Below are 18,231 nucleotides of genomic sequence, written 5' to 3' on the forward strand. Positions count from 1 at the left end.
AGCCACTAAGTTCCACCTCCCGGAATAACTCCGATGCAGAAACCATCAGAGCTATTGTCGGGGTAGACCACTAGGACTGTTTCACCAACCTCTGGCAGCTCTACGATGTTCAGCCCGATCATTGTTGGTCCTATGACTGGAAGCTCGCCAGATACGAGATCATCCTTGTCTGGAAATGTCACTCTTACCGATCTTGTAGATTCATTAACTGTCGATACAATACCAGTTCTTAGCATCTTCACCACCCCAATACTTTCCGAATTCCAATTGATGTTGTATAACCTCCGCTGCCGACTGATTGAGTACAGGACTCGATGATGTACTTACCATCAAATCGTTTCCACCCTTTTATAGTAATTGTGAGGCCGGTCGCCATCCTAATATCGCCCATGAGTGTTAAACTGCCTTTACCAGCTTCCTTGTTCTTCTCTCTGAGACTCTTACGTGCAAGTCGGATCGCTGCTGCTTGTGAATCTACCTGTTCATTGATCTTTAGGATAGGCCCCGTCTTTGGCGCTCTTGGTGGAGTATAGGCGGCTCTATAGGTTTTCTTCTTCTTAGAGTTCGTGTATACAACTTCACAGGCTCGATAAGCCACCAGAGTTGTGCTCCAGTTAAAGTTATAATTAATTACATTACTTTCCCCGCGAGTTATCGAAGTGATAGGAGCCTTTTTTTCATACTCAAATTCATCGAATAATATCAAGTTTCCACCAGATACCTTGATCGCTATCGCTTCTTTTGTGGCTGTTTCAAGCAAAAAGGCGAGGTCAGATACCCCCGCCTGTTCAAGCCGATCATAAGATGGATTATCTGTTGCTTCATATAATAATTTCAATCCGGCTCTCTTAGCTACTTCATCCGCCAGCGTTCGGAGATTAACCTTTTCCCAAGCCTTTGTTCTACGCTCTTGTCGTACGTTCGAGCTGACCGGCAATGATACCGCTTTGATAGCTACAGCATCAGGCGGCCCCGCAAAATCAAAGGTATCTACCTCGAACGTGCCGAGTGGTAATTTTTTTATCTCCCCGGGCTTATCCCAGTTAATTGTACGTATCTCCGCTTTGATCTTGTCGCCAGCTGTCGGCTCCCATGGACCCTGCCAGTTTTGAGCGCGGTCTTCTAGGTTTAAAGTAATATCGTCCAAAGCTCCCGAAGCTGCATCGTTATATGAAAAATCAATAAGCGACTTTGTCAGATCTGTAGAGATATCCTTACCGTTATAATTGATAACCAGCACTGCTCTGCGGGCATCCTGCATTAATTCCAAAGCTTATCCATCCTCCCTTCGCCAAGGTGGTAGTGTCTCAGAGGCATTGGCAGGCTTATCTGGAACTTTCAGAACAATATTACCTGAGAATATAACCGTTTTAGTATGATCAGGGTTTGCGTTCATGAGCAAGGTCATTAAATGGGATTGTTCGTACACCTTATAGGCGATACCATCCCAAGTATCGCCTTGTATCGTTGTATAGATCATGTCGATAAGCTCACCCTCATAGCCTGACGTTTATAATCTGAGAACTGTTTACCAAATTCCTGCTGATTTCGTTGATCCATCTGCCGAATAGCATTTTCATTAGCGTTGCCTTGAATGATAAATGTCGGATTGTACACGAAATCACCAACGGTGTTACCACCAGCATTTCCCCCGCCCATGCTCCGATTAGCAGCCTGTAGCAGTCCCTGTGATCGTGCCGAGTTATTCTCTGGAATAATCCACTCTGGAGAATTACCTTCACCTACCCAAGCTACCTCTGGACTGTCCACGTAACCGCCCTTTGCATATCCACCGAGCTTAGGGATTTCGGGGATGCTAATGCCGAAATGCTCACCACCAAGCTTCGGAACCCAATCAGGTATGTCGAAACTAACTTTATTAATACCACGGATAGCTGCGTTTATCGCATCAACCGCCACATTAATCGGGAATGTTAAAATAGCTCCTAATCCGTCAAAAATACCTGAAAAAGTATCCCTGATCCCGCCCCAAGCTTTACCCCAATCACCCGAGAAAACTCCTGTCACAAAGTCGATGATCCCTCCAAGAGATTTCAACAGTCCTTTGATCACTCCACCGATCATATCAATTGCATTCGTGACGACCACCTGTATGGCAGGCCATGCAAAGTTGAAGGCTGCAAATACCGTGTCAAGTATAGGTTTGACTACACTAAAAGCAAATGTTATCGCCGTGCCAATGGATTTAAAAAGATCTCCAGCTTTTCCGACAACCATCATTATAGGCGGTATCAGACCCGAGATCATTGATGTAACTTTCGGAAAAACCTGAGTACTTAGAAAGGTGAATACTTTACTGATGATCGGCCAGAGATTACTGGATAGGTAGGACACAATTGGAATGATCGCTTTATATATAGCTTGAAAACCAGTCACTGCTGCTGTCCCGATCTTCCCAAATACGGGCAGCAGTTTAGGGATAATAGACAGCACCGATCCGATCATCTTTTGAATGGACGGCCATAGCCCCACCAAGTTCCCAATGAAGTCAGACCAATATTTTACGAGCTCACCGAATATATCCTTGAATCCAGAGGTAATTTCCTTCATGTCACTGCCTTTGATGCCAAACATAGCAGCAATATCCATCCCGCCACCGGAGAACATTCCTTTAATTTTGTCTACCACTCCAGCTACAGATTCATAAACAGAGCTAATTGTAGAGGCTATCTTTTCGGCAGTCCCTTTATCCATCCCGAAAGCAGTTAGATAATTGACAGTTACGCCTTCCATTTCACCGTCAAAACCATTTTTGAAGAGCCGTTGAACGTTCGTGTATGCTTCTTTAACTGCTCCACCAACTTTTCCAAAAGCCCCAACCACCGCAGGAACCCAAGTTGTCATTTTGTTAGCCATTCCAGAAAAAAGAGGTAATAGCGTCTTCGATATAGGGAGGATCAAGCTGGTTTGTAGTGTTCTACCCATACCCCCGAATGCCTGACCGATCGAGTCGTATTTTACCTTGCCGATCTCTTCCATTGTATTTTTAGTCTTGTCGAACTGACTTTCGACATTACTATATGCATTTATAACACGTGACTCCAGATCTTCCGCTTGCGTACCGAACAACTGAACAGCCACGGCATTCTGTACAACGGGGTCTTTGATGGATGAAATGGACTTTGCTGTTTTTAGGAATGCCTGCTGCGCAGTTTTGCCGCCTGTTGCAAACTCGGCAGTCATTTTAGCTCCGTTTAGTCCAATGGTCTTATAAGCTTCCAGAGAAGACTTTGATCCGTCTTTAGTCCGGATACCAAACTCCTTAATCCCATCGCCGACCTTATCAAGGTTAAACGCCCCTGCATCTAAGCCTGCTGCGAAGGTGTCGAACATGCCATCTGCCGAGAAACCCAATTTACTAAAATACCCACTGTACTCATTTGCCGTGTCCAGTAATTCTCCGGACTTGTTGAGTCCTTTTTGGGCACCTTGAGCAAGCAAGTTGTAAGCCTCAGTTGAAGTAATTCCGAAATTTTTCATCATTGTGTCGGCCGCTTTTGTTGATTCGGCAATCTCTTCACCAAATACGTCAGCGTAAACCATGCCATTCATTGTTGCATCCTGAAGCGCTTGACCAGATTGTTTTGTCACTTGTCGTACGACACTAAGGCTTTCGGCAATATCATAAAAATTTTCACCCATATTAGAGTTATAAAGATTTTCAGCGATATCGCTGAAACCTTCCATCTCTTTTTCAGATGCTCCGGTGGATGCTGAGATTTGGTTCATCGCCACCTTATAATCTTCCGAGAACGAAAACACCGCGTGACCAGCCAACGCAAGCCCTGCCACAGCAGCAACTCCCACGCCACCAGCGAGAGCAGCACCACCAAGCGCCCAAGCTCCAGAACTCCCGCCTGCGTCCTCACCACCTCCGCCACTTCCCGAGTCTCCAGGTTGCGGGCCTTGAATGTCATTGATCTCACGCATACGGCGCTCGAGATCCTGCATGTCACGGGTGTAGCGTTGGATATCGTTACCGAACATGTTACTCGGCATCCGAATACGGGCTATCTCTTGCAGGCTCCTTTGCAATAGTGTTGATTGCTGAACGGCCTCCTTCAGCTCCTTCACCATTTCTGTGAACAAACCCGTAAAGCTTGGCATTCGGCGCAATTCATCGAACTCACGTAGTGTTGCTTGGAGTCCTTCCCTCAGCGGACGGATTAAATCTCCAGAGATCCGGATTGCCTCGATAGATCGTGCCTTAGTTTCCAGATCATTGAGGTTATCCAACACCTTACGCATACCGGTGTTATAGCTGGAATCCAACTTTGCTTGTAGCTCAAACGCTATTTTGTACTCTTTACCGGCCATTAGTTACATCACCTCTTTTTCTGCCGTGGCTGTTGTTCGCGTTCCTTAGACATTTCATTTGCAGTTTCAATCCAGTTGTACATTTCTCGCGGTGACATACCTAACCAGTGTGGGATCGGCGTATAATATGCAGAAGAAAGGGCCGCAGCCAGCTTCATCAGCTTGCGCGGCCCTTCTTTGTCGGCCAATCCTAGATGAGCAAAAAATTCTGTGCCTGCAGCCCCACTTTGGATACATCTTTCGCCGGGAGTGAATTGAAAAACTCTTTCGGTAATTTTGCCGCTGCCGCTGCAACACTTAATTGGTAAGAAAGTGACAGGGCTTTTACGAATACTGGACTCTTTTGTTCAGCGTCAAATTGCGAATTAATCTGAAGCAAGTCGCTTCCAAGTAGCGATTCGAAATCTAACAGCAATTCGGTGTATTCTTTTTCCTCAAAAGTAAAAGGCCGACTGAGCGTAAAAATGCGCTCATCGACCTCAGTAGTTATATTTTGTTTTTCCATCGTCGCTATCCTCACAGTCCCAGCTGCTGTTTAACGACAGCGAGATGATCCACGCCATCGATAAAGCAGATGTAGTTGTATTTGTCGATCTCAATAACTTTAACGCCATCTACCATAACCATCAGATAGGTGCATTCCAACTCAATCGAGCTTCCTGTTGACGCGTTCGTCTCGAAAGTACCCAGAGTGGTGTTAACAGGGATCCCGCGAACTGATACCCGTACAGGAATGCTCTTATATTCACTCGCCGAAGAGTCATACACTTGCTGAGCTCCTCGGAAGTCGAGAGCTTGTGACTTGGGACCGGAGAGTTTGAACATCGGGATGTCCAGTGTCCGAAAATTGAGCGTAGCCCGCATGCTGCCAAAGTGTCCAATCGTTGGAGAATCTACCTCGCCTGCAATCCCGGCTCCACTAACAGTATCCGTGAGAGCCTCGAGACTTGGAAGCTCTACATCGGATGTGCCGACTCTTTCTGTACCATTCCTAAACACACTATAGCCTGTTAACCGTTCTGGAATAATTGCCATTATCTATTTTCCCCCTTATCCGAACAGCGTCTGCAGATATGTGGCGTCATACTCAAGCACAAACGCCAACTCCTGAGCCGGTCCCGGTGGTGTGATGAAAAGCTGAAATTTAAACTTACCAGCCATCAGGTCCGTCACTGGATTATCTGCCCAGTTAAATTCCACTCGACCGCCGAGTAAATAACCGCTCGCTGTCAACCCGTTGAGCCAGATATTTATGCTGTCGGTGATTGTCTCGATCAGTCGCGGCGTTGCTGGATTGTCCACCTGGTTCCAGTACGTCAATACGATACTGTTCTTAGCCCAGATAAACATTCTACGGATAGAGATAAACACATCTTTTGGATCAGTAGATACCGGATAAGCACCCGTATAGTTGCCCCATCCCTTGAAGCCACCAACGAAATTAAGGGCGGTCATAATGCCCTGACTGTTCAGGTAATTAGCCTGGTCGGGTCCGAGGAACACCTCAGTACCGTCTGCAAGTACCGCCGCATCAATCACCAGTGCCTTGTTGGATGGAGAAGCCACAGGAACGCCCTCATTTGCCGCATCAGCTACCCCGATTGCACAAGCAATGTGAGTTGACATGTGGTATTGTTTCCCGCCCTTGGATACTTTCGGCCAGAGCGCAACCTGCAACGGAGAGGTATATCCGTTTGTGTTTTTCCAAGCAGGCACTCCGGTGTAAACCTTGACAGTATCAGTCGGTATGTCAGTCAACGCCAATGCAGTAAATGTGCTGTTGATATTACCCGCTTTGGCAACCATCACAGCAGCGACTGTAGGATCTTGAGAATAACCCGGCGCTAAAATGAGACCTGGAACCAAACCGAAGCGAGGGAACACGCCGTTAACCAATTCAAGTCCAGTCATCGCGCCCGTTACGGCGTCCAGTCCGCCAATAATGTCGTTGACATCAACAGCGGTCGGATCCAGTTTTGTATAAGCGATGCTTAGCGCGGTGGCGTTCGTTGGAATCGTGCCTCCCGTTTTAACTGAGACTACAGTATTTCCGTCACTGTCAAAAGCAACAGTGTAATCAGTGTTTTTGACGTATGTTGTAACTGCATCAGCTGATTTAACAACCAGTGCAGCGTCGTGCATGATTCCCGTGACGCTAATTTTCACCGCCTTGTCAACAAGGTTCATCGACGTTGTAGTTACGGCCGTTTTATGGATCGAAGGATCCAGAACATTAACGAAAATGGCAGGCTTAAGTGCGTTCAACCTAAAGTAAACGTCCATAAACTCGCATAGAGTATATGCCTCCCAGTTGTCGCTGTATCCAAGTGCCTGTGCAGCCTCCGAGTAAGAATAGGCTAAGATCGGTTTATTCACCGGAGCCGCGGCCAAGGCACTCATATTAACTGGTGACGTGCCGAATACAATCGGGATGCCCGCGCTGACGCTTGCTGTAGAGATTACAGATGTCGATCTCTCAGAGGTGGTAACACCGTGATTAAAAGCCATTATTTAACCCCCGTTCCGCGCTTGATGAGTGCTTGATAAGCTTGATGTTCGGCGGTGCCAACCTTGTTGATCTTAGCTAATGTGTCATTGATACTTTTGACTGGGACGATAAGGTCGCCAATCTCTGGTTGCTCTGCGATCAGCAGGTCAATGTGTGCTGGCTTACCACCCTTAAACACTGTGTTTCCAGATAATACACCGCCTGAAATGTTGGGTCCGAGGTAAATCAACGGTTCTTTTGGCTGTTCTATAGCGTTAGGAACCGATAAGGGAACGACTTTCTCTCCAGTTTCCAATTGTTCCAATTGCCCTGCCTTTATTTCATCTTTTTTAATACTCACAGACCTTCGACCTCCTCTTGTATTGATGGTAATGTCCAGACTGTTGTCGCTATCCCGTACCATTCCGGGTATGGCTGCTCGTCAAAAAACTCCCATTTGTACGGAAGTTCGAGCTTGAATCTATTATTGATAATCCGTTTGCGCAATAGAGCAATCCGGATCTGTTCCATAGTGTTCAACAGATCCATAAACCCTTCATCATCCTCAGCCTTTGCACCGAATATCAGTTTTATTGTGACTTTTGAATTGTCCTGCTGATCTTCGCCAACTCCAGGCCGAACAAGGATAAAAGGAAACTCGCTATCTTGAAGATTGTCTTTATTTCTTTGCGGCAAGTACCCCACATGGATCGAAGGCGACATTTGTACGTCGCCCTCGACCGTTTGTTGGATAAACTCTTTGATAGCTCGCAAAAGCAATATCGGTGTTGAAATAGCCATCACCTCATTTCAAAATACGTTTAATCTCATGCTCAAGGCGCTTATCCATGCGATCCCGCGCCTCTTCTTGGATATGTTCCAGGACTTGAGGCTCGTTGAGCATACGCGGAATGGCCGGACCATGTAGTTCCTCGACTGGCAACTCTGGTTTAAACCCCTTAGCATTTAAGACACGGGGGCGGCCACTTTGACCTGTCGGTTTTTGTCTCTTCATAACTCCGACTTTTCCACGACGGAGTGCAACGAACGCATTACCCACCTTTTTAGCATCACCACGTTTGATAGCAACTTTGACCATCTTTTGCCGCTTCTTTGTTGGCGATTTAGGCGTGACTTTGAAGCTAGTCACTGGAAGGTTTCGACCCTTTGAGTTAATGAAGACCTCGCCCGCATCAGGAGACGACAACACCAGTCGCATGGCGCCCTTGACGTCAGCTGCTTTGACGTTGTAAGTCTCTTTAACCTTACGTGCCGCCTCGGTTACTACGCCTTTACCCACTCGGTTAAGCGCCATCGACGCCGCTGGCTGCATGCGATCCTTAAGGGCCTTGGTTCCTTTGATAGCCTGGCTCAGTCCATCTACTCTCAATCCGTGTTCGCCTCCAGACTAATAACCATCATCCCTAGATCAGTCGCGACCCGAACTGCAAAGTAACCCTTACCATCAATGGTCATTCGCTGGTCTTGTTTGGGAATATACCCGAGTTCGGCGGAATCAACATACAAAACCGCCTTAACGAGCGATATCCCCTCAGCATAAGCTAGGGGGTGTTGGTCATCTGTAGCCTGGTCAAGTACTGCTTTAACCGACTGGCCGTCGATGATATGGACATCTGCGAATTCATTCAAGTTGAGAAATGTGTTCTGTGTGTCTAGTCGGATCTGGTCGCGGAGGTTCATAACCTCGCCCCCTTTATTCCTTATCTGCGTCTTTAGTTGATTTTGTTTCAGACTTTTCGTCCTTTTTATCAGACGCTGGTTCAGCTTTAAACACTGTCTTACCCTCTGCCTCAGCTACCGCCAAATCAATCAAACGATTCGCTTCTTTTTCAGTCAAATCAATGATTTCATCACCTTTTACATAATCCTTGCCGTTATGCCGCACTTTACCTTTTGCAATAATAGCCATTTATAATTTCCTCCTTTAGATTAAAGAACTTTAGCAACTACCCAACCCGCTACATTCGCAGGAACAGCCAACGGACGGGACATCATTTGCAACCAGCGTTGAGCCGGTTCAATTGTCACCCACGATTGAGGTGTGATTTTACCCATCACACGAACAAATTGTTCTGATTTAGGATCCATGATCACGTTCGCACCGTAGTGGAAAGTGAACTTGTCACGGCTGGACAACAGAGCCAGTGTTCCCACTGGAATGAACGGAACATCGGCCCCAGCATCGTTTGTATACGAGCCAGAATAACTGTAAATATCCAGACCAACATCACGCAGGCGTCCGTGATAGGTTACTCCATCCGGCAATAGAGTAGTGTCAATGGTCCCGATGTCGAGTCCTTTGTTGTTCGCGAGCTCTAGCACTTTAGGGTGACGCATAATAGCAACAGCCACATCATAATCAGCAAGGACCATATCTGGAGTAGGTGCATTAGCATCCATAATAACCTTACGTTGGGCAGCCAAGAAGGCGATCGGATCAGATGCGGCATTGCTGAATAAATCAGTTCCTGACAGAGTTGCAATATTCGTGAAGTCATAATCGATGACCTGACTCACACCTTCACCAACCTGAGTAACCTTACCAGTGAACATGAGCTCAGCAGCCTGTTGAACAAGCCGACGAGTAATTGTATCTTGTAGTTCGATGATGTCCTTTGCCAGCAGTTTACGAGCTCTAACCTCTGGTTGATCCGGATTAAACAAACTCTCGCCTGCTGCCCGTGTCTTGAGATCAATTGCTGTGATTGGTCTCGCTGGTTTGATTAGAGCCGGCTTATATTGCTTAGCAGTAAATCCAGTACGCAGGATAACCTTGCCTGGCTGCAGTTCAGATACATAAGGAGCAATAGGCTTATTCCCATTCATCGTTTGAATTTCGACGTTCTCCGTTTCGAAAGCCTCACCATCTTGAAAAAACTTGTCCAGAATGTACGTGCTTGGTCCCGGTAACTGCCCAATCACTTTCAAAAGAGTAGGAAATGCATAAAGATCTTTGATGGCCATTAGTAAAATCCCCCTATTCTACAACCCGTTTTGTGTAAAGTTTTGCGTTGTTCAGTGCGGCCTCATGTGTGGCGATAGTATCAGCGCCGCCAAATTTCAGGGCATTGCGGTTGAATTCCCCGGATGTATAAGCAGTTGCTCTCTGCAGAACAGTTCTGGCATCCACCTCAACATCAGCGAGCACCGCGACAGGAACTTTTTCAAGAGCAGGGACGGCGGCCGAGTTAACAACTGTGCAAATCCAGGTACCATCGGCAGTAAACCCAGTTCTAGCCAGAACAGTTCCTCGAGTAAAGAGCGCACCTGCTGCCTGATTAATGATTATTGATTGAGTTACAATCGGCTGGACCATTCCGGCAATGAGATTGTCGTGTGGAATGCTTTCGTATGCTGTCATTATTTTTTACCTCCCGTCATATTCTTAATTTCCGCTAGGAGACCATCTGCCTCGACATCATAGGCTGCTTGAGGATTCGGTTTGTCGTTCGGCGCCTCGTCTGGAGCCACTGCATCCACTCCACTGTTGTTAGAGTCAGCAGCACGCCGTTGCCCTTCAACGGATATTCGCTCCGTGGAAGCTTTGACAATCTCAATAGCTGCAGTCGCCGCCGTGCCGCCATCAGTAATGGCCTTTGCCACAATCGCTGCTGCTCCAGGCGCTCCGGCTAGATCGTTAAGGTCGGTAATGCGCTGACGTTCAGCTGTAACACCTTCAGTTTTCCCAGCATTCAAAACCTCGTTGTAAAGGTCAGGATACTGTGCCTTCAATTCTTCTAATTTCATCGACTTATCATTCCTTTCGCTTGTCTGCATAACTTGATTGACTGGCTCGATGCTGGCTTGGGCATCATAAATCGAATCATTTTTAAGAGCACTTCTCAGTAACTCATTTTTGAGTTTGTCTATTACATCTTGCGGGAGTTCGCTTCCTAAACTAAAGCTATTGCTTGCATCTACTTCTTCATCAAACAAAACTCCGTTCGCAAAACCTAATTGGACTGCTTTTTCAGCATTCATCCAAGTTGTTTTTTGCATCAAGTCTAGTATTTCGTTGTCCGGAAGTTTCGTTTTTGATTGGTAGACCTTAGCAATAGCTTTGTCTACACCCTCCAACAATTCCAAAGTAGAGGCGTGGGCTACTTTGTCTCCATCTGTACCAGCTGCAGCATTATGAATCATCAGTTGTCCCAGCGGAGATACATAAACTTCATCAGAAGCAAGCACAAAAAAAGTCGCCGCCGAAGCTGCAACCCCTGTAACTTTAGATTTAATTTTCCCTCTGTATTCCTTCAAAGCTGTGTAAATTTCACTCCCTGCGAATACAGATCCGCCGCCACTATTAATGTACAACTCAACATCATCACCACCAGCCTTTTCAAGCTCGCTTATGACACGTTGTGGCGATATTGTTTCCATGCCTAACCAATCATAAATCCATGAGTTCCCGCCGCTAACAACAGGACCATTAAGCTTGATCTTCTTCGACAATTTCTTTTTCACCTCCTTTCGGTAACGGAGTAGCTAGGCCGTATTCATCACGGATCTTCTGCTCATAGACCAGTTGTCGAACATTACTTTCATATTCAGTTCCCGTTAGCTCCGCTGCTTCACGCTGGCGAGTGCTCAGTCCGTTATCAATACGGGTAACAGCTGCATTAACTTCTTTGACCGGATCAAGCTGTCCTTGTGACGGTCCATTCCATTCGGCCTTTGTATAAGCCTTAAACAACAATGGATCATCGAATATACCCGGCGCATCAATCCGGCCTTTTATTACTGCCTCTGCAAACCACTCCTCGTAGATTGGCTGACAAAAGTCTGCGGACATCCAAGCCCGGCGCATCCTGAACATCTTCCATGCTTCAAGCAGGGCGGCTCTCGACGCTGAATAGGACGAGGTAAAGTGTTTCAGCAACAGTTCGTAAGGAATTTCTAAAGATGCCCCTACCTGTCTCAGAATCGCTGTAACGAACGGATCAAAACCCGCGTTTGGTCGGCTGGGATCTGCAAATACGGCCTTTTCGCCAGGCTCCAAAAATTGAACAGCTCCATTGCCTAGTCGCAGGTCCCCGCCATCAGAGGGCGGCAATGGCTCGCCAGTTGGATTGTCGATAGGATCACCACTTGAACCCAAGCCGAATTGATCAGCATCCTCCGGGTTAGGGGTTTCCACAAACACCGTAAACATTGCTGAAATCACGGCAGCCATAAGTTCAGCCTCGGTGTATCGGTCCAACTGTTTAAGCGACTCAATGACCGGGGCCAGTAGTGGCACACCACGCCGCTGCTCTGGCCGCTCCGCCTCCATGAGATGGAGTACATTGCGGCGTCCACTCTGTTGTCCTATGACCTCAACGCGTGTCCATTTGGTGTTCGTAAGTCTCGTCGACCCCGGATGCTTGTCGGAAAAGTGGTATGCAACTACCATCCCATCATTATCAACCTCAACCCCACTGCTGATCTTATCGTTAAGACTCTCATTCAGCGGACTATTACAACGGTCGGCCTCAATTAACCGGACCCGCAGATCATAGGTCGAATGTTTTCGCGGCAATAGTGGCAGTAGAACAAATGCGTCACCCGACATCATCCAGCTTAGGAATGCTAATTGCTGAAGCTCGTAAAAATTGTGCATCCCTGCCGCATCGCAGTCCTTGGAGTCGGCCCATAGCGCAAATTCGCGCTCAATCTGCCTCCGGAGTTGCCGAGATTGATCATCATTCAGGCGCAAAAAATCGGCATCGAAGGATGGTTTAACTTTCAGCCCCGTGCCGATTATGCTTGTTCTCATCGTTTTGATTGCGCCGTTTGCCAAAGACCCACCCATGTAAAGGTCGCGGGCCCGAGGCCTGAGTGATTCGAGGTTCTCGTGGATGTCCTCTTCGGCGTCTCCGGCCACTGGATTCCAAGCGGTAAGTGACTTTTTACGGCGGCTTGCACCGTGATCACCGTAACCTTGGTTAAAAACTTGTTGTACCGCTTGATGCCTGGCAATGTCAGTCCGCGCTTGTTCGCGTTTTAAGGCGTATCCCGGAGCTACCGATCCAATTACTTGATCTAGCCAACTCATAGGTCAGTGGGAACATACCTGCGCACCCTGCTTCGCTTACTCAAACCCGAAGCCTCTCTCACACATTCGTTTACTTGCTTCTGCCAATATTTTATTTGATCCATGACATCAGTGATGTCAACGCGCGTCAAGGACCGTGTACCGATGGTGTATGACTGGCCAGTTGATAGCGCAAGTTCTGCGGCGAGCCACGATTCAAGATGGGCTTGTGCTACTTCATGTGTATATAAAGGCATTTCCTTTTCACCTCCTTTCAAATTTTAAACACTACTCGGCGTACCTCGGCGTCTCGATGTCTTCGGATGGACCTTTTGCGCACCTTCCCCAACTGCCATCGGCAACATCTCATCCAGATCAGGACTCAGAAGCTCAATCAGAGCAAGGTGATAAACGTGTAAGTCAAAAGGTTCATTGCGCTTTCGGATTGGCTGCCAAATCTGATACGTGACACCCATCTTCTTTTTAGTGACGAGCGTCTCAGCTGTAAGCCCGAGATAATACTCCTCGTTGTACCCTCGGTTATCATGACCAGGCTTATTCGCCGGGTAATGGCAGTAGCCTGGTCCATAACGTTTACGCTTTAAATCATTTGTCACGCGGTACTTTCCCTCGTCTACCCCGATTCGAATAACCGTTGCTTTGTAGCGGTTGTTGTTGGTGTATCCATTGTACAAAGGGACGTAACCACCATTCTCCTTACCTTCGCCTTTGATGGCGTAAATGCGTCTTCCTAACCGAGCAGCGCAAAACTTGTACACACTACCTGTATAGTGACCGCCTGAATCTATAAAGGATCCTACGATCCCAAAGGAACGGCCATGAGTATCTTTCCACTTCCGTTTAAGAAACTCATCAAGCTCTTCCCATACTCGTGACTGTTCCAGGTCTCCATGAATAACATGATACCTAATTCCCCAAGACTCACGACCTGATCCCCAACCCTTGACCTCGATTTCGAAACGATTGTCCTGAGTATCTACTGTAGCCGTTAAGATCTTCACGCCTTCCGGAACGTCAGCCTCGTATTCCTCACCGCGATGCATTAGTTCATTCTCATCCAGCTTCTCTCCAGTTGCTCGCCACGTTTCGCCCATGACTGTGTTCGTCCAAACCTGAAGCATTTCAGGATCGTCCTTGGCTTCCAAAAATCCTGAAACGATTTTCTTCCAAGTTACCCATGGACTCACTATTTGTGAAAGGTGGAAGCCACGGCGGAACGGATGTTTCTGTCTAGCTACCCATTGGCCTGTGCCGGACTTCCATTCTTTTTCGGAAGAGATACCACCACACTCTCGACACGCCCCGTTTACCTGAATGACTTCTCCAGTTTCGTCACGAGTAAATTTCAGGTTGCCGAAATCCAGTGCCTGCAGTTCACTGCAACACGGACATGGGAGCCGCCATTGTTCTTGAGTGCTGTCCAAGTATAGACGGTTGATACGTGAGGTCTCTTCCACCAGCGGCGTAGAAACAAAAACGTGCTTACGGTTATAGAAAGTTGTCGTTCGCTTTTTAACCAGGTCAACCGGATCTCCCTCAGTACCGGCTGATGTCGGGAAGCGATCCACTTCATCGGCGAGTATGACTCTGACCGAACGAGAGGATAACTGGGCTGGTGAATTAGCACCAACCAATTGCAGGTAACCTCCCGGGAAACTCTTTTTAGCAATGGTGTTACTGGCAGAACGTCCCTTTGCTGCGGCGAACACACTCCGAAGCCGAGGACTGGCGTTGATCATTGGAGTGATCCGCTCTTGAGATACCGACTTGATCAGTTGCTTATCCGGTAACATGTAGATCATAGGGTAAGGTTCCTGGTCAGCAAAAAATCCCGCTATGTTCAGCAGAATTTCAGATTTACCCACCTGAGCAGAGGCCATTATCGCTACCTCTTCCACGGTTGGATCGTTCATGCAGTTCATAATCTCTTTGGTATATGGTGATCGTTCAGTTCTCCACGGACCCGGTTCGGCGCTGGCCTCTTTACTCAGCACCCTATGCTCTTCCGCCCACTCCGACACTGTCATAGGCGGCTTGGGTTCCCACATACGGGCGATTTGTTTAAACAGCATCTCCGTCTTCTTCGAAATCATCACCGTCACCCGCCTTTCGATCAAACAACGCGGGGTTGTACTCAGTCAAACCTTTCAGTACAGAAGCTATCTCGTGATTCAGAACCTGTTCAACCTTTGATGAAGGTTCACCGTCAAGCTGTGGACTTACTCTTGATGGGATCGCAAGCAATTTCGTCTTAGCTGTGATGATCATATTGCCCATTAAGATCTTCACATCATCTGAAGAGTGCATATTTCCCTGTATTTCAGCCAGCTCCAACGCTGCTTTTTCGGACTTTATGCGTTCATGCTCCGTCTTGTAGTCCGTATATGTCGGCTTTCCATCGTCTTTAGCGCCACCGGATACGTGTAAAATGTATGCTTGAACAGAATCGGAGAGGATGTATTTGCCTCTTCCTATCTGAAAAAGTATCCTATCGCGGGTTAATTGGCGTACCCACTGAGGAGTTTTACCAATGATCGCAGCCAGCTCCGCAGTTGAAACCTCGTCCACTTGTTTTTTGATTTCCTTTTGTTTCGCTTTCGCCAATTAACCCGCCTCACTTTCGCTTTGAACCGCAGCAGCTCTATAAGTATTTTTTATTGATTAATTTGAAGTGAAAAATAAAAACACCATCCCTTGGTCACTCAGAAAGGGAAAGCGAAAGTAAATTTTAAAAATAAAAACTGTTTGGATTTCGGGCTCACGCGCACCCGCACCTATCTGGAAGCTCCAGAAGGACCCAAATATCCTGAGCTTTTTATTTATTCACACACTCTCACGGCTTCTATAAGCCCGATACAGCCATCGAACGCCTGATTAATCTATTAACTCTATCTAATCATTGCAACGGCAACACGACAGCTAAGGACTGGCAAGCGCACGACATAACACGTTATCTTTATTGTTGTACCGCTTAACTCTTTAAGGGTTGTAACTCTAATCCATTATCTTTAGCCCATCCGTTGTACTCTGCAAGAGCAATATCCATGCGTCTATTGTGCAGGTCTAACTGTTGCCGATTAAGCTCTGCTATCTCAGTGTGGTGCTCAATCGCTCTCTCAATCTGCTTTCCTAATCTGTCATGTTCTTCAAACCACGCTGTCATCTGTTGCTCATACAGTTGGTTCTCAGTTAACTGTTCTTCCATTGTCTTTACCCCTCTCTATTTAAAACCACGGTTGTAAGTAGAACTACATCCCCATGTACCTTACTTCGCCTTCACCTCATCAGCTTTTGGGGTTTAGATTATGGGCTTACTCTCTGTGTGAATACAAAAAGGCCACTCTTTAATAGCAGTGACCTCGACGTTCTATATGTTTGAGGGGTCGGATCTGATACCTCGTAGTCTATTTATAGCACTAAAGTTACGTTGTCGCGTATTAAGACCTTACAAGATTAAAGAAAGAAGGGATAAAGAAGGCGACATTGCCTCGCCCTGCCTACGGCATTCCCCACGCTAGCCCTGAATAAAAATCGATTCATCGCTGTGTGTTTTAAACGATCTCTTTCTTCAGGCTTTAGGATCAAAATCATACGTACGCTACGCTCCGTATTAAGATCTTACTCCCTAGTTACTTTGGTGTAAGAACAAGATCATTATAACGGGATATGAGAAAACGTCCTAATCCCAAAATCGTCCATTTTGGCAGATATTTTTCACGAATGCTCGTTATTACGAATGTATGCTCTGTTATTTGGACTTATCCAAATTGTTATTGAGTGAAAGAACGTCGATTTGTACCATTCACACCCTCTGCCAAGCAGTTTGCTGGTTGCTGTGCTGGTTGCTCGGAAAAATTCTGCTGGTTGCTATCACCCTCAAAGCCTTGCGGGGCATGGGGTTTTATAGTTGCAAGAGAGAGCAGCCAGCCGTTGTGTTGCCCCTGCGGATCATGTCCGTGGCTGAGCAATTGTTTGTGTCGGCTGCTGCTCTCTTTATTTTCTATGCTATAAATATACCACCGTTAATTCCTAATGCTCATCGGTGATCCTTTGTGTTTACTTCTATTATTCCGCTGGTTCTGGTGGAGTCCGATAGTACCCGTTATTACTTGTTTGTTCCGTCTAGTCTGGTGTTGAGCTTATCCATTAACTCTGCAGCATCCGATTGCATGTTAGGGAGAAGGTGTCCATATATGTCCATAGTTACGGAGATTGAGGAATGACCCAGTCGTTCGGAAATAACCTTCATATGAACACCTTGTTTAATCATCATGGCAACATGCGTGTGCCGCAGATCGTGAAAGGTGATATGTGGCGCCTCATATTTAACGAGAAACCTTTCCCACGCTCGATACACGCTCCTAGTGGTTGCCGGTCCACCTGTTGCAGTACAAACTACTAAATCATAATTCTGATAATCCTGACCGACAAAGAGCCGATCCTGCAGTATCATCTTGCGATGTTCCTTAAGCTTCTCCACAGTATCAGTAGATAAGGCCACTGATCTAATACTACTTGCTGTCTTTGCCCCGTCCTTGATCCGTCTGCGCTTCGTCACAGTCTGCTGTATATGAAGTGACTTATTCTCAAAATCAATATCTGACCACCGGAGACCCAATATTTCACCTTGTCGCATACCCGTCATAATCGCCAGGTAAATAGAAATCCAGTAACGACTTTTGCCCTTTGTTTTCTCCAAGAATTCAAATGTGAAATCAGGCTCCCATACCGCCATGCTCTTACGAGTAACCTTTGGCTTTTCAACCTTAGATGCTGGGTTTTTCAATATAAGGTCTTTAGTTACAGCTGAATTAAGAGCAGCATTCAGAATCGAGAAAGCCCTCTTGATCGACCATTCCCCCAAACCTTTCTCTTCCATAGACGTAAGGAAATCCTCTACATGCTGAGCATTTATCTTTGAAAGTGGAATGTGGCCCAGTACTGGATTAATGTAGAGCCGTAGATTGTTTTCATAGAGCTCTACCGTTTCCTCTGATATGCTTCTTCTGTTTTTCAGCCAATCGGCAATATAATCCTTGAACAGAGTTTTAGTTGGTTCGAAGTACGTGCCCTTATTAAGGCTGTTCCTTCTTTCGGCCTCAGCTGCTACAGCTTCTTTCTGAGTCTTAAATCCTCCGGCCTTTGCGCGTATCCGAACACCATTTATAATCTCACCAGTATAAAACACGTAATACCATTTATTTTTCTTAGCTTTTTCATTCTTATGGACAGTCATAAGTGCACCTCATTCATTAATTTAGGCTCTTAACACCAAATTAACACCAAAAGCGCATTTTAGCAAATAATTAATTCAAAAAACCTTTATTTACAAAGGGTTCATAAGTGCATG

21 protein-coding genes are annotated in these 18,231 nt (G+C 46.6%); all 21 read right to left on the reverse strand.

All coding sequences use genetic code 11. The annotated features are described in order from the left end of the window. Positions 1-5: 5 nt before the first annotated feature. The 21 genes from PWYN_RS00400 to PWYN_RS00500 all read right to left on the reverse strand — a co-directional run bounded on the left by PWYN_RS00400 (position 6) and on the right by PWYN_RS00500 (position 18,117). A complete protein-coding gene (locus PWYN_RS00400; RefSeq protein WP_052087643.1) occupies positions 6-236 on the reverse strand; it encodes a hypothetical protein in 231 nt (76 codons plus the stop codon). Between the two features lie 2 nt (positions 237-238). After that, positions 239-1,261 (reverse strand): phage late control D family protein, encoded by a 1,023-nt coding sequence (locus PWYN_RS00405; RefSeq protein ID WP_036648095.1) that lies wholly within the window; start codon positions 1,259-1,261, stop codon positions 239-241. 12 nt (positions 1,262-1,273) lie between these two features. After that, positions 1,274-1,480: a tail protein X gene (locus tag PWYN_RS00410; protein WP_036647205.1), complete on the reverse strand. Its 207-nt coding sequence runs from the start codon at positions 1,478-1,480 to the stop codon at positions 1,274-1,276. Further along, positions 1,477-4,338 carry a phage tail tape measure protein gene (locus PWYN_RS27680; RefSeq protein ID WP_052087644.1) on the reverse strand — a complete coding sequence of 954 codons (2,862 nt, stop codon included), beginning with the start codon at positions 4,336-4,338 and terminating at the stop codon, positions 1,477-1,479. Before PWYN_RS27680 ends, PWYN_RS00410 begins: the two co-directional genes overlap by 4 nt. 190 nt (positions 4,339-4,528) lie before the next feature. Beyond that, positions 4,529-4,843 (reverse strand): hypothetical protein, encoded by a 315-nt coding sequence (locus PWYN_RS00420; protein ID WP_052087645.1) that lies wholly within the window; start codon positions 4,841-4,843, stop codon positions 4,529-4,531. An 11-nt stretch (positions 4,844-4,854) separates the two neighbouring features. Further along, positions 4,855-5,373, reverse strand: coding sequence for a phage major tail tube protein (locus tag PWYN_RS00425; RefSeq protein ID WP_036647207.1), 519 nt, complete (start codon positions 5,371-5,373; stop codon positions 4,855-4,857). A 15-nt stretch (positions 5,374-5,388) separates the two neighbouring features. Beyond that, on the reverse strand, positions 5,389-6,738 hold the full coding sequence (locus PWYN_RS00430) for a phage tail sheath family protein (RefSeq protein ID WP_240479647.1): 1,350 nt from the start codon (positions 6,736-6,738) through the stop codon (positions 5,389-5,391). 107 nt (positions 6,739-6,845) lie between these two features. Then, complete coding sequence (locus PWYN_RS00435; protein WP_052087646.1) at positions 6,846-7,187, reverse strand: hypothetical protein; 342 nt, start codon at positions 7,185-7,187, stop codon at positions 6,846-6,848. Then, positions 7,184-7,627, reverse strand: coding sequence for a hypothetical protein (locus tag PWYN_RS27685; protein WP_052087647.1), 444 nt, complete (start codon positions 7,625-7,627; stop codon positions 7,184-7,186). Before PWYN_RS27685 ends, PWYN_RS00435 begins: the two co-directional genes overlap by 4 nt. Positions 7,628-7,631: 4 nt before the next feature. Then, positions 7,632-8,216, reverse strand: a complete 585-nt coding sequence (locus tag PWYN_RS00445) for a phage tail protein (RefSeq protein ID WP_036647211.1) — start codon at positions 8,214-8,216, stop codon at positions 7,632-7,634. After that, complete coding sequence (locus PWYN_RS00450; protein ID WP_036647213.1) at positions 8,213-8,527, reverse strand: hypothetical protein; 315 nt, start codon at positions 8,525-8,527, stop codon at positions 8,213-8,215. The genes PWYN_RS00445 and PWYN_RS00450 overlap by 4 nt, the downstream gene beginning before the upstream one ends. 13 nt (positions 8,528-8,540) lie before the next feature. After that, positions 8,541-8,756: a DUF7210 family protein gene (locus PWYN_RS00455; protein WP_036647215.1), complete on the reverse strand. Its 216-nt coding sequence runs from the start codon at positions 8,754-8,756 to the stop codon at positions 8,541-8,543. A gap of 20 nt (positions 8,757-8,776) precedes the next feature. Next, positions 8,777-9,811 (reverse strand): major capsid protein, encoded by a 1,035-nt coding sequence (locus PWYN_RS00460; protein WP_036647217.1) that lies wholly within the window; start codon positions 9,809-9,811, stop codon positions 8,777-8,779. Positions 9,812-9,824: 13 nt separating this feature from the next. Then, positions 9,825-10,208, reverse strand: coding sequence for a hypothetical protein (locus PWYN_RS00465; RefSeq protein WP_052087648.1), 384 nt, complete (start codon positions 10,206-10,208; stop codon positions 9,825-9,827). After that, positions 10,208-11,299, reverse strand: a complete 1,092-nt coding sequence (locus PWYN_RS27690; protein WP_052087649.1) for a head maturation protease, ClpP-related — start codon at positions 11,297-11,299, stop codon at positions 10,208-10,210. Before PWYN_RS27690 ends, PWYN_RS00465 begins: the two co-directional genes overlap by 1 nt. Then, the gene (locus PWYN_RS00475) at positions 11,277-12,881 is read right to left on the reverse strand and encodes a phage portal protein (RefSeq protein WP_036647219.1); all 1,605 of its coding nucleotides are present in this window, start codon (positions 12,879-12,881) and stop codon (positions 11,277-11,279) included. Before PWYN_RS00475 ends, PWYN_RS27690 begins: the two co-directional genes overlap by 23 nt. Beyond that, positions 12,878-13,117 carry a DUF6148 family protein gene (locus PWYN_RS30520; RefSeq protein ID WP_036647220.1) on the reverse strand — a complete coding sequence of 80 codons (240 nt, stop codon included), beginning with the start codon at positions 13,115-13,117 and terminating at the stop codon, positions 12,878-12,880. The genes PWYN_RS00475 and PWYN_RS30520 overlap by 4 nt, the downstream gene beginning before the upstream one ends. Before the next feature lie 24 nt (positions 13,118-13,141). After that, entirely contained in the window at positions 13,142-14,974 is a 1,833-nt protein-coding gene (locus PWYN_RS00485; RefSeq protein WP_036647222.1) for a phage terminase large subunit family protein, read from the reverse strand. Further along, a complete protein-coding gene (locus PWYN_RS00490) occupies positions 14,943-15,485 on the reverse strand; it encodes a hypothetical protein (RefSeq protein ID WP_036647225.1) in 543 nt (180 codons plus the stop codon). The genes PWYN_RS00485 and PWYN_RS00490 overlap by 32 nt, the downstream gene beginning before the upstream one ends. A 367-nt stretch (positions 15,486-15,852) precedes the next feature. Further along, positions 15,853-16,086 carry a hypothetical protein gene (locus tag PWYN_RS00495; RefSeq protein WP_036647227.1) on the reverse strand — a complete coding sequence of 78 codons (234 nt, stop codon included), beginning with the start codon at positions 16,084-16,086 and terminating at the stop codon, positions 15,853-15,855. A 900-nt stretch (positions 16,087-16,986) separates the two neighbouring features. Beyond that, entirely contained in the window at positions 16,987-18,117 is a 1,131-nt protein-coding gene (locus tag PWYN_RS00500; protein ID WP_036647229.1) for a site-specific integrase, read from the reverse strand. Positions 18,118-18,231 lie beyond the last annotated feature (114 nt).

Origin of the sequence: Paenibacillus wynnii (assembly GCF_000757885.1) — a bacterium.
GTDB lineage: Bacteria > Bacillota > Bacilli > Paenibacillales > Paenibacillaceae > Paenibacillus_AQ > Paenibacillus_AQ wynnii.

What these genes read in the sequence shown, in the direction of transcription:
- PWYN_RS00400 (WP_052087643.1), bottom strand. Translation starts at nt 236, where the DNA reads ATGCTAAGAACTGGTATTGTATCGACAGTTAATGAATCTACAAGATCG.
- PWYN_RS00405 (WP_036648095.1), bottom strand. Translation starts at nt 1,261, where the DNA reads ATGCAGGATGCCCGCAGAGCAGTGCTGGTTATCAATTATAACGGTAAG.
- PWYN_RS00410 (WP_036647205.1), bottom strand. Translation starts at nt 1,480, where the DNA reads ATGATCTATACAACGATACAAGGCGATACTTGGGATGGTATCGCCTAT.
- PWYN_RS27680 (WP_052087644.1), bottom strand. Translation starts at nt 4,338, where the DNA reads ATGGCCGGTAAAGAGTACAAAATAGCGTTTGAGCTACAAGCAAAGTTG.
- PWYN_RS00420 (WP_052087645.1), bottom strand. Translation starts at nt 4,843, where the DNA reads ATGGAAAAACAAAATATAACTACTGAGGTCGATGAGCGCATTTTTACG.
- PWYN_RS00425 (WP_036647207.1), bottom strand. Translation starts at nt 5,373, where the DNA reads ATGGCAATTATTCCAGAACGGTTAACAGGCTATAGTGTGTTTAGGAAT.
- PWYN_RS00430 (WP_240479647.1), bottom strand. Translation starts at nt 6,738, where the DNA reads ATGAGTGCCTTGGCCGCGGCTCCGGTGAATAAACCGATCTTAGCCTAT.
- PWYN_RS27685 (WP_052087647.1), bottom strand. Translation starts at nt 7,627, where the DNA reads ATGGCTATTTCAACACCGATATTGCTTTTGCGAGCTATCAAAGAGTTT.
- PWYN_RS00450 (WP_036647213.1), bottom strand. Translation starts at nt 8,527, where the DNA reads ATGAACCTCCGCGACCAGATCCGACTAGACACACAGAACACATTTCTC.
- PWYN_RS00455 (WP_036647215.1), bottom strand. Translation starts at nt 8,756, where the DNA reads ATGGCTATTATTGCAAAAGGTAAAGTGCGGCATAACGGCAAGGATTAT.
- PWYN_RS00460 (WP_036647217.1), bottom strand. Translation starts at nt 9,811, where the DNA reads ATGGCCATCAAAGATCTTTATGCATTTCCTACTCTTTTGAAAGTGATT.
- PWYN_RS00465 (WP_052087648.1), bottom strand. Translation starts at nt 10,208, where the DNA reads ATGACAGCATACGAAAGCATTCCACACGACAATCTCATTGCCGGAATG.
- PWYN_RS00475 (WP_036647219.1), bottom strand. Translation starts at nt 12,881, where the DNA reads ATGAGTTGGCTAGATCAAGTAATTGGATCGGTAGCTCCGGGATACGCC.
- PWYN_RS30520 (WP_036647220.1), bottom strand. Translation starts at nt 13,117, where the DNA reads ATGCCTTTATATACACATGAAGTAGCACAAGCCCATCTTGAATCGTGG.
- PWYN_RS00485 (WP_036647222.1), bottom strand. Translation starts at nt 14,974, where the DNA reads ATGATTTCGAAGAAGACGGAGATGCTGTTTAAACAAATCGCCCGTATG.
- PWYN_RS00495 (WP_036647227.1), bottom strand. Translation starts at nt 16,086, where the DNA reads ATGGAAGAACAGTTAACTGAGAACCAACTGTATGAGCAACAGATGACA.
- PWYN_RS00500 (WP_036647229.1), bottom strand. Translation starts at nt 18,117, where the DNA reads ATGACTGTCCATAAGAATGAAAAAGCTAAGAAAAATAAATGGTATTAC.